This is a genomic window from Streptomyces sp. NPDC086077 (assembly GCF_040686175.1).
Taxonomy (GTDB): domain Bacteria; phylum Actinomycetota; class Actinomycetes; order Streptomycetales; family Streptomycetaceae; genus Streptomyces.
Genome location: NZ_JBFBJT010000169.1, coordinates 1 through 14,553 on the forward strand (window position 1 = coordinate 1; position 14,553 = coordinate 14,553).

Consider the following 14,553-nt stretch of genomic DNA (forward strand, 5'->3'; position numbering starts at 1 on the left):
GCCGCAGCGTCGGCCCGGTTGAGTTCCGACCGGTCGGACAGCCGTGAGTAGAACATCGAACCCGAACGGTCGACGAGCACCAGCGTCCGCCCCGGCAGTGCGGGCACGTTGGCCAGCGAGTGGCCGAGCGCCTGCTCCAGCGGGTAGGACCAGCGCAGCGACGGCGCGTGCCGATACGCGGCCAGGTACCGGAACGGGAACTGCCGCGACCGTACGACCTCGGCCGGGTCGCTGATCCGGGCCGCGACCCGCGCGGCCACCTCGTCGCGGACTCCGGCCTCGTCGAAGTTGCGCAGGTTGCGCACCAGCGCCATGGTGCCCATGGACGGAATCACGGCCTCCCAGGCCGCCCGGTCCATCGGTCCCTGGAGCCAGCCCGCCAGCGCCTCCCAGGTCATCCCGGCCGCCGCGAGCCGCTCGGCCCCGTCCGGCGCCGTGACGACCGCCCGCCGCTCCTCGGCCGGCAGCGCCATCAGCTCGCGGTGCGCGGTGAGGACGCGCTCCGAGGCGGGCGGCACGGCCGTGTCCGGGTTGTGCCGGCGGTCCAGCGCGTACCTGAACAGCTCGCCCTGCCACGGCTTGCCCGGGTCCGGCGCGGCGTGCACCAGGTTGAGGATGTCGCCGAAGCGGTACCCCTTGGAGGCGGTGTCGTACTTCAGCAGCGACTTCCCGCCGTAGAGCCGCCGCACGGCGTCGGCGACACCGCGCTTGACCGGCTTGGGGATGTTGCGGCCGTACCGCGCGGTCCAGTAGGCGAGCAGTTCTCCGGGCTCGTCGGGCCGCTGGAGCACGGAGTCGACGACCTGGCGGTTCGACGGGCCGTCGGTCACGCCGGCCTCCAGCCGCGCCTTCACGTACTCGGCGGCGCCCACGACCGAGGCGGTGCGGACGTTGCCCGCGCCGCGCAGCCAGCCGAGCAGGCCCGCGGTCCACGCCGGATCGGTGACGGCGAGCTCGCGCACGAGACGCGCGAACCGGTCGTCGCGGTCGGCGCCGGTCTCGTAGAAGGTCCGCTGCGAGACGAAGTTCGAGACGGCGAGCAGGAAGAGTTCGGAACGCGCGTCGCGCTCCTGGCCCCGGCCGCCCTCGTAGGTGCGCAGGACGCGCCCCGTCGACGTGACCCGCGAGGTCGGCCGCGCCCGGACGGCACGGGTGTTGAATCGCGCCATGATGAATTCCCCCGAATTCTTTCCGCTTCTCGGAGGGAGGCGCAGCGAGAGGAGGTGTGCCCGAGATCGAGATCGGCGACGGTGCTTATAACCTGGCGCGTCTTCCCTTTCCGCCACATCGACCCAGGGTCGATGACGGGATTCGAACCCGCACGGTCTCCCACCAGGTCCCGGAAGTATCCGTGGCCTGCGCACCGGGCACCCACCACACGCTGCGCCTCCCGAGATCGAACCGGTGGCGGCATCGGTTCTTTGAAGAGAAGAAGTAGCCGCCGCCTTCGCACCGGGAGGTGCGTGACGTTGTGATCTGACTGTAGGCGGCGTGGTGAGCGCCCGGCCAGCGAATTGATTACCGCTTCTGGCGCTTCCAGGGGCCGTTGACGGCGAGCATGATGCCCGGTTCCTGGATGTTGGCGTACAGGGTCTTTCCGTCGGGCGAGAAGGTGACGCCGGTGAACTCGCTGAACTCGGGCTCCTCCTCCGTGCCGATGTTCAGGTCGTTGCGGGCTATCGGGTAGGTGCGGCCGCTGTCGGTGGCGCCGAACAGGTGCTGGACGCCCTCGCCGTCCTCGGCGATGATCAGGCCGCCGTACGGGGAGACGGTGATGTTGTCCGGGCCGTCGAGGGCGCCGTCCTTCGAGGGGTCGGGGTTGACGCCGAGCAGCACCTTCAGGGTGAGGGTGCGGCGCTTGGGGTCGTAGAACCAGACCTGGCCGTCGTGCTGGACGGGGCTCTCCTCACGGGCGTACGAGGAGACGAGGTACGCGCCGCCGTCGCCCCACCACATGCCCTCCAGCTTGCGGGCGCGGGTGATCTCGCCCTCGCCGAACTGCTCGCGCACGGAGACCGTCCTGGCGTCGCGGTCCGGGACGTCCACCCAGTCGACGCCGTAGACGGTGCCGATCTTGGTGGCGCGGGAGAGGTCGTCGACGAAGTGGCCGCCGGAGTTGAAGCACTTGGGCGCCTGCAGGACACCGGCGTCGTCGGCGAGGGTGCGGAACCGGCCGGGGCCGTGGATGAAGCCCTTCGGCGGGGTCCAGCGGTAGAACAGGCCGTTGGGCTCGTCGGCGTCCTCGGTGAGGTAGGCGTGGCCGCGCCGGGGATCGATGACGACGGCCTCGTGGTCGTAACGGCCGAAGAACTTCAGCGGCTTGGGCCCGCGGTTGGCGCGCCGGTCGCGGGGGTCGACCTCGAAGACGTAGCCGTGGTCCTTGGTCATGCCGTTCTCGCCGGCCCGGTCGGAGTTCTCCTCGCAGGTCAGCCAGGTGCCCCAGGGGGTGGAGCCGCCGGCGCAGTTGTTGGCGGTGCCGGCGATGCCGACCCACTCGGCGACCCGCCCGTCGCGGCGCACCTCGACGACCGTGCAGCCGCCGGGGGCGGCGGGGTCGTAGACCAGCCCGTCGGTGAGCGGGACGGGGTGGGCGTAGTCGGAGCGAGGGCCGTCCATCTCGTGGTTGTTGACCAGGAGGGTGGTGCCGCGCGGGCCGGCGAAGGCGGCGGTGCCGTCGTGGTCGGCGGGCGTGAACTCACCCGACTCCAGCTTGGTCCGGCCCGCGTAGGTGAGGATCCGGTAGGAGAAGCCGGCGGGCAGGGCGAGGATGCCGTCCGGGTCGGGCAGGAGCGGGCCGTATCCGACCCCGCCGTGCTGGGCGGCGGACTCCTCGCCCGTGGTCTCCGTCTCGGCGGACGCGAGGGCGCCGGGCGCGCTGGAGAGGGCGCCTACGCTGCCCGCCAGCGCGACTCCGGCGCCGGCGATCGCGGTGGTCCTGGCGAAGTCCCTGCGGGTGAGCGACATGCTGTCTCCTGTGACGGGGGGAGTGCCGTGGAGGGGGTGGACCTCGGGTCGGCGCCACGCTGTCGCCCGGCGGTGAACGCCGTTTGAACACCGGGCGACTGTGCAGGGCCCGCTTCCGTGAATCCGTACGACCCGTCACCGGTCGGCCACGCGAACCGGCCGGAACTCCCCGGGCAACCGCCCCCCGCCCGTCAGGGCAGGCGTCAACCCCCTTGCTGGGAGCGGGCCTTGAAGGCGGCTTTCCGGGCCTCCTTGGCGATCCTCTTGTCCGGGTGGATGCGCCCCATCGCCTCCAGCACGTCGGCGGTGGCCGGATGGTCGACCCGCCAGGCCGCCGCGAAGAAGCCGCTGTGCTGCTCGGCGAGACCCTCGACGAGGGCGCTCAGTTCCTCGGAGTTGCCCTCGGCGGCGAGCTGCGCGGCCAGGGTGTCCACGGTGAGCCAGAAGACCATCGCCTCGGACGGCGCGGGGACGTTCGCGAAGCCGTGCTCGGTCAGCCAGACGCGGGCGAGACCGCCCAGCTCGGGGTCGTCCAGGACCTCCCGCAGGGCGGGTTCGGCCTCGCCGCCGACGAGGGACAGGGCCTGCTGGCAGCGCAGCCGGCGCAGTGGCGCGCCGGAGTCCGCGCCCCGGGCGGCGGCGAGCAACTCCCGTGCGGCGGTGAGGGATTCGCGGCGGATCAGCCACTGCTCGGTCTCGGCCTGGGCGGCGCGCGGCCCGAAGCCGGCCGTTCCGTCGAGCAGGGCGTCGGCGCCCTTGTCGGCCAGTTCGCCCACGGCGGGCGCCTCGGTGCCGGCCTCCAGCAGTCGCGTCCGCAGCCCGTACAGCCCGAGCGGGGTGAGCCGGACCATGCCGTAGCGGGAGGCGTCGGTGTCGTCGGCGGCGGTGGGTTCCTCGGCGTCGTCCGCGTCGGCCATCAGCGCTTCGTCGACCGGCTGGTACTCCACGAGTCCCACCGGTTCCAGCACGCGGAACTGGTCGTCCAGCCGCATCATCGCGTCGGACACCTGCTCCAGGACGTCGTTGCTGGGCTCGGTCATGTCGCCCGGCACGATCACCGAGGCGGCCAGTGCGGGCAGCGGCACGGGCGCGGTGCCGGGGCCGTCCTCGCTGACGGTGAGCAGGTAGAGATTGCCGAGCACACCGTCGAGGAACGCGGACTCCGCATCGGGGTCCCAGTCCAGGGCGGCGGGGTCGACCGGGCCGGCGGCGTCCATCGCGCCGAGCAGGTCGTCGAGGTCGGGCACGCTCGCGTCGGCGAGCACCGTCTCCAGGGCGCCCAGCCAGACGGCGAGCACGTCGTGCGGGGAGCCGCCGGTGAGCTGCGCCAGCTCCTCGCCCTCGGTGACCGTGCCGGCCTCCTCGTCGACGATCTCGATCAGCCCGGTGTCCACGGCGACCCGCCAGGCCTCGCTCGCCAGCGCGGCCGCGTCGTCCCCGCTCAGCCCGAGCGCCTCGGCCGCGGCCGGCAGCTGCGCGTCGACCAGTCCGCCCCCGGCGTCCACGCGGGTGCCGGGCCCGGCCCAGCGGGCGAGCCGGACGGCCCGCGACAGCACCGGCGTGGCCAGCGCGTCCCGCGCCAGTTCCGCTTCGGAGGTCAGCCGCACCGGCGGCAGGGAGGAGCTGTCTGACATCGGGGGGATCTCCTAGGGCGCCTCGAAGGCCTTACGACACTCTGCACGTCGTACGGCCGCCGGAAGCCGTCGTACGACTCAGCCACTCAGCCTAGACGGATTTGGGCCCATGCCGCCCGGTTCATCTCCCCGCCGGGTGCCGTACATGGCCGAAACCTTGACAAGTGCCGTGGCCACACAGGAAATTGACGCGCGTAGAAACAGGGGGGACAAGTGTTCACTCCGTTCACGGTTTCCCCACGCGTCGCCACCGTTCCAGGCTCCGCCTTCGTCCTGGCGCCCACGTACGTCCCCGGAGGGATCCCTTTGCCGAGCAAGCCTTCCGCGCGCCTCGCCGCGCTCACCGTCGCCGCCGTCTGTTCCGCGGCGTCCACCGTCGTCATCGCCTCGCCCGCGCACGCGGAGGCGGTGCGCATCCATGACATCCAGGGCAGCACGCGGACGTCCCCGTACGCCGGGCAGCAGGTCACGGACGTGGCCGGAATCGTCACCGGCGTCCGCGGCTACGGCTCGTCACGCGGTTTCTGGATCCAGGACCCGGCCGCCGACGCCGACCCCGCCACCAGCGAGGGCGTCTTCGTCTTCACCAGCTCCGCCCCGAAGGTCACGGTCGGCGACTCGGTGACCGTGTCGGGCACCGTTTCCGAGTACGTTCCCGGCGGCACCACCTCCGGCAACCAGGCCCTCACCGAGATCACCCGGCCGACGGTCACCGTCGTGTCCAGCGGCAACCCGGTGCCGTCCGCCACCGTGATCGAAGCGCGGTCCGTGCCGAACGCCTACACTCCGGCCGGCGACGCGGCCGCGAACGGCTCCGTCAACGGCCTGACGCTCCGGCCGCAGAAGTACGCCCTGGACTACTACGAGTCCCTGGAGGGCATGAACGTCCGGGTCGCCGACACGCGCGTGGTCGGCGCGACCGACCCGTACACCGAACTGTGGGTCACGGTGAAGCCGCGCGAGAACACCAGCGGACACGGCGGCGCGGTCTACGGCTCGTACGGCGCGCAGAACACCGGCCGACTCCAGATCCAGTCCCTCGGCGCGGTCGCCGACTTCCCGGACGCGAACGTCGGCGACGTGCTCGCCGGCACCACGACCGGCCCGCTGGACTACAACCAGTTCGGCGGCTACACCCTCGTCGCGAGCGAGCTCGGCACTCTGAAGCAGGGGGGCATGGAGCGCGAGACGACCCGCAAGCAGCGGCGCGGCGAGCTGGCGGTGGCGACGTACAACGTCGAGAACCTGGACCCGTCCGACGCCACGTTCGCCGCGCACGCCGCCGCGATCGTGAACAACCTCCAGTCGCCCGACATCGTGTCCCTGGAGGAGATCCAGGACAACAACGGCGCGACGAACGACGGCACGGTCGCCGCCGACCTGACGCTGGCCGGGCTGACCGACGCGATCGTCGCCGCGGGCGGCCCGGCGTACGAGTGGCGTTCGGTCGACCCGGTGGACAACGCCGACGGCGGCGAGCCGGGCGGCAACATCCGCCAGGCGTTCCTGTTCAACCCCGAGCGGGTGTCCTTCACGGACCGCGCCGGCGGCGACGCGACGACGGCGGTGGGCGTGGAGAAGGTGCGCGGCAAGGCGGCGCTGACGGTCTCCCCCGGCCGGATCGACCCGGCGAACACGGCCTGGACGAACAGCCGCAAGCCGCTGGCCGGGGAGTTCGTCTTCCGTGGTGAGACGGTCTTCGTGATCGCCAACCACTTCAACTCCAAGGGCGGCGACCAGGCACTGACCTCGCAGTACCAGCCGCCGGCCCGCAGCTCGGAGACCCAGCGCCACCTCCAGGCGACCGCGGTCAACGCCTTCGTGAAGCAGGTCCTGGACACCCAGAAGAACGCGGACGTGGTCACCCTCGGCGACATCAACGACTTCGAGTTCTCCGACACGGTGGAGCTGCTCGAAGGCCGGGGCGAGCTGTGGTCGGCGGTCAAGTCGCTGCCCAGGAGCGAGCGTTACTCGTACGTCTACCAGGGCAACAGCCAGACCTTGGACCAGATCCTGATCAGCCCGTCGATCCGGCGCGACTGCGACTTCGAGTACGACAGCGTGCACATCAACGCCGAGTTCCACGACCAGATCAGCGACCACGACCCGCAGGTGCTGCGGTTCCGCCCGTAGCCGGTCGCACTCCTCGTCAGGGCTGGCTGAAGACGCCCTTCAGCCAGCCCTGCCACGCGGCCTCGTCCGCCTTGGCGTCGGCGCCCGGGGCGAAGTCGTGCACGGTCATGCCGACGACGTGACCCCAGTGGTTGCGCCCGAAGAAGCGGAGCATCGCGTCGTCGGTGCGCAGACCGATGAAGTACGGGTTGCGGAAGTCGAGGACGGCGTCGAGGAGTTGGCCCTCGGGTCCGCGCACCTGGACCCGCGCGCCCTCGGCGGCGCCGTCCGTCAGCCCGAGCGCCCGCCCGACCGTGGCGAGGGCGTCGGGCGTGCCGGACGTCTCAGGCCCGTCGAAGGTGGCGAAGGCGGTCACCGGGCGGCCGCCGAACGCCGTGAGGTACTCGCGCAGGGTGTGCAGGTAGAACTCGGTGTGCTTGCTCGCGCCGTCGTACTGGTTGTCCCAGTCGTCGACGAAGATCCCGCTGTGCACGTACCGCACCCACGCCCGCCGCCCGCCGTCGCGCGGCTCGACGGTGTAGTCGAGCTGATTGAGGCTCTGCTCGGAGATTCCCTCGACGTCCTCGACACGGTTGGTGTACCGGTGCGGCGGGTCCCAGACGACGACCTCGGACCCGAAGGGCCCCTTGCCGCCCTGGCGCGGCTCCGGCGCCTCCATCGGCCACAGCCAGCCGCCGGTGCCGGTGGTGACGGCCTCCCACACCTGCTCGGGCGTGGCGTCGACCTCGAACTCTCGGGCGATCTCGAATTTTTTGGACATGGTGGCTCCTGAGTGGCGGCGGTACCGGCGGCACCAGCGGTGCTAGCTGTCGATTTCCGGGACGGGAGGCTGGGGCTTGACCGTGGGATGGACGGCCACGACGATCCGGTGGTCCCGGCCGCCGTCGGAGTCCGGGGCGTCGTACTTCTGGATCAGCGCGGTCACGCCCGCCGTCAGCTCCTCGACGAACGCCGCCCGGTCGGCGGCCGAGGCGAAGCGCACCTCGCCGTCCAGCGCGTACGTCGCGAGCCGCTTGCGGGCCTTGGCCGCGCCCGTGATCAGCGTGCCGACGTCCCGCACGAGCCGCGCGCCGAGCGCGAGCAGCCAGCGGGCGGACAGCTGGTCCCGGAAGCGGTCCGGGTCGGGCTGCACGGCGGCCAGGGCGAGCGGCGAGATCACGTACGACGCGGCGGTCGCCCGCATCAGCCGCTCGGTGACGTTGCCCTTGCGGCGCTCTCCCGCGAGCTCGACCAGACCGTGCCGCTCCAGCGCCTTGAGGTGGTAGTTCACCTTCTGGCGGGGCAGCCCCACCTGGCCGGCCAGCATCGCGGCCGAGGCCGGGCCGTCGGCGAGCCGGGCGAGCAGCGCGGCCCGGACGGGGTCCAGACAGACGGCTGCGGCCTCGGGGTCCTCGATCACGGTCACGTCCAGCATGGGTCCACCGTCTCACCGAAAACTTTTTTTGTCCAGACTTCTGAAGTTGTCGGCAAGGGACTGCGGTCGGCCTGACCGTGCGGGGTGCGGGGGAGGGGCCGGACACGAAGAAGGCCGACCGGTGTCTCCACCGGCCGGCCTGTACGCTCGAACCGCACCAGCGGCGCCACCGGGCGCCGCGGTCGCCTACCGTCCGCCGTGACGGCGGCGTATCACCGCCGCCGCGACGACCACCGCACCGGCCGCCGCGCCTGCGGCCAGGACCGGCCCGGGGTGCCGCAGCCCGGCCAGGACGACCGTGCGCACCGGCTGCGGGGCCCCGCCGTGCTCCACGGCCTCGGTCGCCTTCGCTGCCTTGCCCTGCACCGCGTGGTTCGCCTTGGCGGCCCTGCCCTGCACCGTGTGCGTGGCCTCGGCGGCCTTGCCCTGGACGGCGTGCCCCGCCTGGGCGGCCTTGCCCTGGACGGCGTGGCCGGCCTGGGCGGCGGTGCTGCGCAGCTGGACGGTCATCGCGCCGGCCTTGTCCTTCAGGTCGGCGGCGCGCGCCTTGGCCCGCCCCTTGACGTCCGCCTTGGCCGCCAGTTCCTCGACGGTGTCGCCGAGTTGGCTGCGGGTCTGCTCGATCTGCCGGCGCAGCTCGTCGGGCCCCTTGGCGCCGGTGCCCTGCGTCGTCCTGTCTGTCATCGATGTGCCCTTCCCTTGATCTCCTCGACATCGGCCCTGACGCTGCCGAGGGTCACCTCGGGCGTGGGGGGTGCCGCCCGGCGCAGCTGTGCGCGGCCGGTCGCGGCCAGTAGTGCGGCGAGCGCGAAGAGCACGCCCGTGACGATCAGCGCCGCGGCCCAGACGGGCAGCGTCAGCGAGAGCGCGGCGGTGGCCGTGGCGGCGAGGGCGAGCAGCCCGGCGTAGGCGACGGCGCCCGCGGCGCCGAGGAGTCCGCCACCACGGCCCGCGCGCCGGCCCTTCGCGGCCAGCTCCTCCTTGGCGAGGCTCACTTCCTGCCGCACGAGCTGGGAGAGTTGTTCGGTCGCCTGGCCGACGAGTTCGCCCACCGAGTGATGCTCCTCGGTCATGGGCTTCACGTCCGGGATCCCGGTCACGGTGTTCCGCCTCCTCTCGGTTCGGAAACACCCGGGTACCCGCCCCGCCCCCTCCTACCCCTTCGCCATGTCCTCGCCCCCGCGCCGGCCGAGCCGGGCGAGCTGGGTCTGGAACCAGTCCAGGCGGGCCCGAACAAGGCGGCCTCGGCGACGAGTTCGGGTACGCCGGGGCCGATGGCCGGCGACGCGGGCGCCGGGCCGGTCTCACCGCCGCCGCCCGATGATCGTTCAAACCCTCCGGATGCCGCCCCCGCCACCACCCGCAGCCCGTCTCCCGCCAACCGGGCGAAGGAGGCGAGGTAGAGGGACGTACGGCCGCGCAGCAACCCGCGCAGGAGGGGGCCAGGGCGTGCCACCCGGGTCTGCCCCAGCCGGCGGCGGCCAGCGCCGCAGCGGCGGCACCGCAGGCGCAGGAGCCGGCGGTCGCCGTGCGCACCCGCTGGCGGGCGTAGCGGAAACCGTGTTCGAAACGGTCGTGCCGGCCAAGAGTCAGCACTTCGAGGAGTACGGCCGTACGGTGCTCGGCGGTGCACAGCAGCCCCTCGGCCACCGCGCGGTCGTGCACGCAGTGGAAACCGCAGTCGCAGCGCCGGTGCGCAGCCGCGTGCCGCAGACCGTAGACGCAGGACGCGTCGGCCGGCACTCCGTACGGCAGCGCGCCGCCCAGCGACACCCCGGTGAACCCGGCCCGGGTGCCGTCCTCGGGCGTTCCTCTCCCGCCACGAACGCTTACGAATACGTCGTAGCAAATTTAAGTGGAGCTGCACGGTCGGCGAGCCGACACTACTCACATGACGAACCCCGCTCCCTCCGCCCGGCCCTTCGGACGCACCCTCTGCGCGATGATCACGCCCTTCACCGAGGCCGGCGCGCCCGACCTCGACGGCGCGCAGCGGCTCGCCGACCGGCTGGTGTCACAGGGCTGCGACGGACTGGTGCTCAACGGCACGACGGGCGAGTCGCCGACCACGTCCGACGCCGAGAAGGCGGCGCTCGTCCGGGCGGTCCGGGAGGCGGTCGGGGACCGCGCCTCCGTCGTCGCGGGCGTCGGCACCTCCGACACCCGCCACACGATCGAACTCACCCTGCAGGCCGAGAAGGCCGGCGCCGACGGGGCACTGGTCGTCACCCCGTACTACAGCCGGCCCCCGCAGGACGCCGTGGAGGCACACTTCCGCGACATCGCGGACGCGTCCGGACTGCCGCTCGCGCTCTACGACATCCCGGCCCGCACCGGCACCCGCATCGAGCCGGAGACCCTGATCCGGCTCGCGGAACACCCCCGCGTCGTGGCGGTCAAGGACTGCTCCTACGACTTCCTCGGCACCCAGAAGGTCCTGTCCCGCACGGACCTGGCCTACTACGCGGGCTGCGACGAGCACATCCTTGCCCTGTACGCGGTGGGCGCGACCGGCTGCATCAGCACGGTGGCCAACGTGATCCCCCGTCACATCGACTCGGTGCTCGCCGCCTTCGACGCGGGCGACACGACGGGAGCGGCCCACCGCCAGCGGCAGGTTACGCCACTCATCGAGGCGATGATGTCCGCCGGCCTCCCCGGCACGGTCACGACCAAGGCCCTCCTTGCCGCCCTGAGCCTCCCGTCCGGCCCGGTCCGTCCGCCCCTGCGCTCCGCGAACCACGAGACGACGGCGGCCCTGCTGTCGGCGTACGCGGCCCTCCCGCCCGCGCACGAAGAACCGTCCTCGCCCGAGGACCGCCCGGCGCCCGCGGTCTGATCACACCCCGTGACCAAGCGGGCCCGGGACCCCTGCCGGCTTGGAGGCCATGTGCACATGGCCTGCGGTGGGTGCCCCGGGCCCTCTGTCCCTGGCGCGCGGACGGCTCAGCTCGCGCCGTTCTCCGTCGTCCGCTCGTTGCCGATCAGCCGGAAGTGCTCCAGCACGTCCTCCGCGGGATCGTCGACCTGACCCAGGTTGACCAGGCCGATCCGCGGACCGTTGTGCGATCCCGTGTTGCTCTCGTCGGCGTGCGCGACGCCCGCCGGAAGCCAGCAGACCGTCGCCGCGGCCACCACACCGGCCAGCCGACGCGCCGCGATTCTCGCCCGCTCGTTCGTCATTGCTCAGTCCTCGTCTCACCGTTGCGGCATCCGACCGGACACCGGGTCCACCGGATTCATCTGCCGGGAGCGCTCCGAGGTAACGGAGGGTAATCCGTTTAAGTGATCGTTTCGAGCGACGACGACCGTCAGTTGTGGCTGTGCAGTACGTCGTTCAGGCCGCCCCACTCCGCGTTGTTCGGGCGGGCCTCGACCGTGCCCGTGACGGAGTTGCGGCGGAAGAGGATGTTGGAGGCGCCGGAGAGTTCGCGGGCCTTGACGATCTGGCCGTCGGGCAGGGTGACGCGGGTGCCGGCGGTGAGGTAGAGGCCCGCCTCCACCACGCAGTCGTCGCCGAGCGCGATCCCGATACCGGCCTCGGCGCCCACGAGGGAACGCTCACCGATGGCGACCCGCTCCTTGCCGCCGCCGGACAGGGTGCCCATGGTCGACGCGCCGCCGCCGATGTCGGAGCCGTCGCCGACCACGACGCCCTGCGAGATACGGCCCTCGACCATGGAGGTGCCGAGGGTGCCGCCGTTGAAGTTGACGAAGCCCTCGTGCATGACGGTGGTGCCCGCGGCGAGGTGGGCGCCGAGGCGGACACGGTCGGCGTCGGCGACCCGGACGCCGGCCGGAGCCACGTAGTCGGTCATGCGCGGGAACTTGTCGACACCGAACACGCTCAGGTGCAGGCCCCGGGCGCGGGCGGCCAGGCGGACGGTCTCCAGGGTGTCCACCGCGACCGGACCGAGGGAGGTCCAGGCCACGTTGGCGAGCAGGCCGAAGATGCCGTCGAGGTTCGCCTCGTTCGGCTTCACCAGGCGGTGCGAGAGCAGGTGGAGGCGCAGGTACGCGTCGTGTGTGTCGAGCGGCTTGTCCTCGACCGAGGAGATGACCGTGCGGACCGCCACGACCTGGACGCCGCGCACCTCGTCCTTGCCCAGGGCCGCGACGCCGTACTCACCGAGCAGTTCGGCGGTGCGTGCCTCGTCGAGGCGCTCGGTACCGGCCGGACCGGGTTCGGCGGCCAGCTCGGGCGCGGGGAACCAGGTGTCGAGAACAGTGCCGTCCGCGGCGATCGTGGCAAGGCCGGCGGCCACGGCGCCGGTGGTGCGAGGAGCAGTCATGTCGGTCATGAGGGCAACCTAACCGGCGGGGGGCCATGGATGCGAACCAGCGCGGGGATGTCTCAGCCGGCGGGCGTGGCTGCGCCGGCCGCGGGTCGGACGACCCGCTCCAGCACCTCCCGAGCCCACCCCTCGTCGTACGCCACCCCCGTCAGCAGCACCTGCAGGCAGATCCCGTCCATCAGCGCCAGGAGCGCCCGCGCGGTCGCCGGGTCCGTGCGCCGGGCCAGGTGTTCGCCCACGCCCTCCGTCCACTCCGCGGCCACGGGCCTGAGCGCCGGGCGGCGCAGCGCGGCGAGGTACAGCTCGTACTCCAGCTCCACCCCCGTACGGTCCCCCGCGAGCCACTCACCCAGGAGCGCGGCCAGCTCGGCCGGCAGGTCGGCCCGCGGGTCGGCCAGCGACTCACGCCCGGCGACCAGCCCGGCGAAGCCCTCGTTCGTCTGCCGCAGCGCCGCCACCAGCAGGTCGTCCAGCGTCTTGAAGTGGTACGTCGTCGAACCGAGCGGCACATCTGCCTCCGCCGCGACGGACCGGTGGCTCAGCCCGGCGATCCCCTTGGCGCCGACCACCCGGATCGCCGCGTCGATGATCCGCTGCCGCCGCTCGGGGTCGTACCGCCGGCCCATCAGTGCGACCCGCCCAGGTTGAGCACCACGACGCCGGCGACGATCAGCGCGATCCCGGCGGCCTTGGCCACGCTCATCCCCTCCCCCAGGAACAGCATCCCGATCACCGCGATCGCCGCGGTGCCGACGCCGGCCCAGATCGCGTACGCCGTCCCGACGGAGACCGTCTTCAGGGTCTGCGCCAGCAAGGCGAACGCGATCACATAGCCGACGCCGGTGATCAGCGAGGGTCCCAGCCGCGTGAAGCCGTGGCTGTACTTCATGGCGGTGGTGGCGGCCACCTCGGCGGCTATGGCGCCGGCGAGCAGAAGGAATCCCATGTGTACTAGGGTACGCAACGTTATGTACGTCCGTACACAACGGGCGGGAGACGGTCCACGACGGGCACGGCCGCACCCGTCGGCCGGCCCCGTCCGAGCACGCGACGGCAACCGTGAGCACGGGTACGGGAACGACCACGACCACGAGGAGGACCGCGGATACGCCAGTGGCCCCCGGCATTGACACCGAGGGCCACTGAAGAAACCTGCGAGACCGACCTCAGACGTTGAACCCGAGCGCCCGCAGCTGGTCACGCCCGTCGTCCGTGATCTTGTCCGGGCCCCACGGCGGCATCCAGACCCAGTTGATGCGCAGCTCGCTGACGAGGCCGTCCGTGGCGGACTTGGCCTGGTCCTCGATGACGTCGGTGAGCGGGCAGGCCGCGGACGTCAGGGTCATGTCGACGGTCGCCACGTTGGAGTCGTCGACGTGGATGCCGTAGATCAGGCCGAGGTTGACGACGTCGATGCCCAGCTCGGGGTCGACGACGTCCATCAGGGCCTCGCGGAGCTCCTCCTCCGAGGCCGGTTTCATCTCCACGGTCTCGCTCATGCCGTCTTCCTTTCGACGTCGGCGTCGGCACCCAGTGCCTGGGCCGTCGCGTCCTTCCACGCCATCCAGCTGAGGAGGGCGCACTTGACCCGGGCCGGGTACTTGGAGACTCCCGCGAACGCGACCGCGTCCTCCAGGACTTCCTCCATGGCGTCGTCCGGTTCGATCTTCCCCTTGGACTGCATCAGCTCCAGGAAGGTCTCCTGGATCCGCTGCGCCTCGGCAAGCTCCTTGCCGACGAGGAGTTCGTTCAGTACGGAGGCCGAGGCCTGGCTGATCGAGCAGCCCTGGCCCTCGTAGGAGACATCGCTGATGGTCGAGCCGTCGTACCTCACCCGCAGGGTGATCTCGTCGCCGCAGGTCGGGTTCACATGGTGTACCTCGGCGTCGCCGTCCCGCAGACCACGCCCGTGAGGGTTCTTGTAGTGGTCCAGGATGACTTCCTGGTACATGGAATCCAGTTTCACCGTTTCAGCACGCCCCTCAGCCGAAGAAGTTCCGTACGTGCTCCAGACCGTCGACCAGAACGTCGATCTCGGCCGGCGTGGAGTACAGATAGAACGACGCTCGCGTGGTCGCAGGAATTCCGTAGCGCAGGCACACCGGGCGGGCGC

At 71.9% G+C, this 14,553-nt stretch carries 15 protein-coding genes and 2 pseudogenes; 2 read left to right on the forward strand and 15 right to left on the reverse strand.

Features of this window, described 5'->3' with window-relative positions; genetic code table 11:
* From AB0O67_RS32090 to AB0O67_RS32100, 3 genes are all read right to left on the reverse strand, one after another.
* On the reverse strand, nucleotides 1-1,169 hold a 1,169-nt coding region (locus AB0O67_RS32090; protein WP_365457807.1), incomplete at its 3' end, for a TROVE domain-containing protein.
* A 349-nt stretch (nucleotides 1,170-1,518) separates the two neighbouring features.
* Nucleotides 1,519-2,964 carry an alkaline phosphatase PhoX gene (locus AB0O67_RS32095; protein WP_365457810.1) on the reverse strand — a complete coding sequence of 482 codons (1,446 nt, stop codon included), beginning with the start codon at nucleotides 2,962-2,964 and terminating at the stop codon, nucleotides 1,519-1,521.
* Between the two features lie 203 nt (nucleotides 2,965-3,167).
* Nucleotides 3,168-4,598, reverse strand: coding sequence for a hypothetical protein (locus AB0O67_RS32100; RefSeq protein ID WP_365457813.1), 1,431 nt, complete (start codon nucleotides 4,596-4,598; stop codon nucleotides 3,168-3,170).
* Nucleotides 4,599-4,904: 306 nt separating this feature from the next.
* Here AB0O67_RS32100 and AB0O67_RS32105 point away from each other — a divergent pair, with 306 nt between their 5' ends.
* Nucleotides 4,905-6,731, forward strand: coding sequence for an endonuclease/exonuclease/phosphatase family protein (locus AB0O67_RS32105; RefSeq protein WP_365457816.1), 1,827 nt, complete (start codon nucleotides 4,905-4,907; stop codon nucleotides 6,729-6,731).
* A 16-nt stretch (nucleotides 6,732-6,747) separates the two neighbouring features.
* On the opposite strand, the gene AB0O67_RS32110 is transcribed toward AB0O67_RS32105, so the two are convergent.
* The 5 genes and pseudogenes from AB0O67_RS32110 to AB0O67_RS32130 form a co-directional block, all read right to left on the reverse strand.
* Complete coding sequence (locus AB0O67_RS32110; protein ID WP_365457819.1) at nucleotides 6,748-7,491, reverse strand: SRPBCC domain-containing protein; 744 nt, start codon at nucleotides 7,489-7,491, stop codon at nucleotides 6,748-6,750.
* A gap of 42 nt (nucleotides 7,492-7,533) precedes the next feature.
* Nucleotides 7,534-8,145 carry a winged helix-turn-helix domain-containing protein gene (locus AB0O67_RS32115; protein WP_365457822.1) on the reverse strand — a complete coding sequence of 204 codons (612 nt, stop codon included), beginning with the start codon at nucleotides 8,143-8,145 and terminating at the stop codon, nucleotides 7,534-7,536.
* A 186-nt stretch (nucleotides 8,146-8,331) separates the two neighbouring features.
* Nucleotides 8,332-8,829: a DUF3618 domain-containing protein gene (locus AB0O67_RS32120; RefSeq protein ID WP_365457824.1), complete on the reverse strand. Its 498-nt coding sequence runs from the start codon at nucleotides 8,827-8,829 to the stop codon at nucleotides 8,332-8,334.
* On the reverse strand, nucleotides 8,826-9,218 hold the full coding sequence (locus AB0O67_RS32125; RefSeq protein WP_365457844.1) for a phage holin family protein: 393 nt from the start codon (nucleotides 9,216-9,218) through the stop codon (nucleotides 8,826-8,828). Before AB0O67_RS32125 ends, AB0O67_RS32120 begins: the two co-directional genes overlap by 4 nt.
* Nucleotides 9,219-9,299: 81 nt before the next feature.
* Nucleotides 9,300-9,948, reverse strand: a pseudogene (locus AB0O67_RS32130) (hypothetical protein); the annotation flags it as partial.
* 88 nt (nucleotides 9,949-10,036) lie between these two features.
* Here AB0O67_RS32130 and dapA point away from each other — a divergent pair.
* On the forward strand, nucleotides 10,037-10,984 hold the full coding sequence (gene dapA / locus AB0O67_RS32135; RefSeq protein WP_365457826.1) for a 4-hydroxy-tetrahydrodipicolinate synthase: 948 nt from the start codon (nucleotides 10,037-10,039) through the stop codon (nucleotides 10,982-10,984).
* 107 nt (nucleotides 10,985-11,091) lie between these two features.
* On the opposite strand, the gene AB0O67_RS32140 is transcribed toward dapA, so the two are convergent.
* The 7 genes and pseudogenes from AB0O67_RS32140 to AB0O67_RS32170 form a co-directional block, all read right to left on the reverse strand.
* On the reverse strand, nucleotides 11,092-11,328 hold the full coding sequence (locus AB0O67_RS32140) for a hypothetical protein (protein ID WP_365457829.1): 237 nt from the start codon (nucleotides 11,326-11,328) through the stop codon (nucleotides 11,092-11,094).
* A 128-nt stretch (nucleotides 11,329-11,456) separates the two neighbouring features.
* A complete protein-coding gene (gene dapD, locus AB0O67_RS32145) occupies nucleotides 11,457-12,446 on the reverse strand; it encodes a 2,3,4,5-tetrahydropyridine-2,6-dicarboxylate N-succinyltransferase (protein WP_365457831.1) in 990 nt (329 codons plus the stop codon).
* 53 nt (nucleotides 12,447-12,499) lie between these two features.
* Entirely contained in the window at nucleotides 12,500-13,066 is a 567-nt protein-coding gene (locus tag AB0O67_RS32150; RefSeq protein ID WP_365457834.1) for a TetR family transcriptional regulator, read from the reverse strand.
* Nucleotides 13,066-13,386: a multidrug efflux SMR transporter gene (locus tag AB0O67_RS32155; protein ID WP_365457837.1), complete on the reverse strand. Its 321-nt coding sequence runs from the start codon at nucleotides 13,384-13,386 to the stop codon at nucleotides 13,066-13,068. Before AB0O67_RS32155 ends, AB0O67_RS32150 begins: the two co-directional genes overlap by 1 nt.
* A gap of 220 nt (nucleotides 13,387-13,606) precedes the next feature.
* Nucleotides 13,607-13,939: a metal-sulfur cluster assembly factor gene (locus AB0O67_RS32160; RefSeq protein WP_093546390.1), complete on the reverse strand. Its 333-nt coding sequence runs from the start codon at nucleotides 13,937-13,939 to the stop codon at nucleotides 13,607-13,609.
* On the reverse strand, nucleotides 13,936-14,406 hold the full coding sequence (gene sufU, locus AB0O67_RS32165) for a Fe-S cluster assembly sulfur transfer protein SufU (RefSeq protein WP_365457841.1): 471 nt from the start codon (nucleotides 14,404-14,406) through the stop codon (nucleotides 13,936-13,938). Before sufU ends, AB0O67_RS32160 begins: the two co-directional genes overlap by 4 nt.
* Nucleotides 14,407-14,422: 16 nt before the next feature.
* A pseudogene (locus AB0O67_RS32170) lies at nucleotides 14,423-14,553 on the reverse strand (cysteine desulfurase); the annotation flags it as partial.

Bases quoted from the DNA above. Each gene is read 5' to 3' on its own strand.
- AB0O67_RS32095 (WP_365457810.1), bottom strand. From the start codon at position 2,964: ATGTCGCTCACCCGCAGGGACTTCGCCAGGACCACCGCGATCGCCGGC.
- AB0O67_RS32100 (WP_365457813.1), bottom strand. From the start codon at position 4,598: ATGTCAGACAGCTCCTCCCTGCCGCCGGTGCGGCTGACCTCCGAAGCG.
- AB0O67_RS32110 (WP_365457819.1), bottom strand. From the start codon at position 7,491: ATGTCCAAAAAATTCGAGATCGCCCGAGAGTTCGAGGTCGACGCCACG.
- AB0O67_RS32115 (WP_365457822.1), bottom strand. From the start codon at position 8,145: ATGCTGGACGTGACCGTGATCGAGGACCCCGAGGCCGCAGCCGTCTGT.
- AB0O67_RS32120 (WP_365457824.1), bottom strand. From the start codon at position 8,829: ATGACAGACAGGACGACGCAGGGCACCGGCGCCAAGGGGCCCGACGAG.
- AB0O67_RS32125 (WP_365457844.1), bottom strand. From the start codon at position 9,218: ATGACCGAGGAGCATCACTCGGTGGGCGAACTCGTCGGCCAGGCGACC.
- dapA (WP_365457826.1), top strand. From the start codon at position 10,037: ATGACGAACCCCGCTCCCTCCGCCCGGCCCTTCGGACGCACCCTCTGC.
- AB0O67_RS32140 (WP_365457829.1), bottom strand. From the start codon at position 11,328: ATGACGAACGAGCGGGCGAGAATCGCGGCGCGTCGGCTGGCCGGTGTG.
- dapD (WP_365457831.1), bottom strand. From the start codon at position 12,446: ATGACCGACATGACTGCTCCTCGCACCACCGGCGCCGTGGCCGCCGGC.
- AB0O67_RS32150 (WP_365457834.1), bottom strand. From the start codon at position 13,066: ATGGGCCGGCGGTACGACCCCGAGCGGCGGCAGCGGATCATCGACGCG.
- AB0O67_RS32155 (WP_365457837.1), bottom strand. From the start codon at position 13,386: ATGGGATTCCTTCTGCTCGCCGGCGCCATAGCCGCCGAGGTGGCCGCC.
- AB0O67_RS32160 (WP_093546390.1), bottom strand. From the start codon at position 13,939: ATGAGCGAGACCGTGGAGATGAAACCGGCCTCGGAGGAGGAGCTCCGC.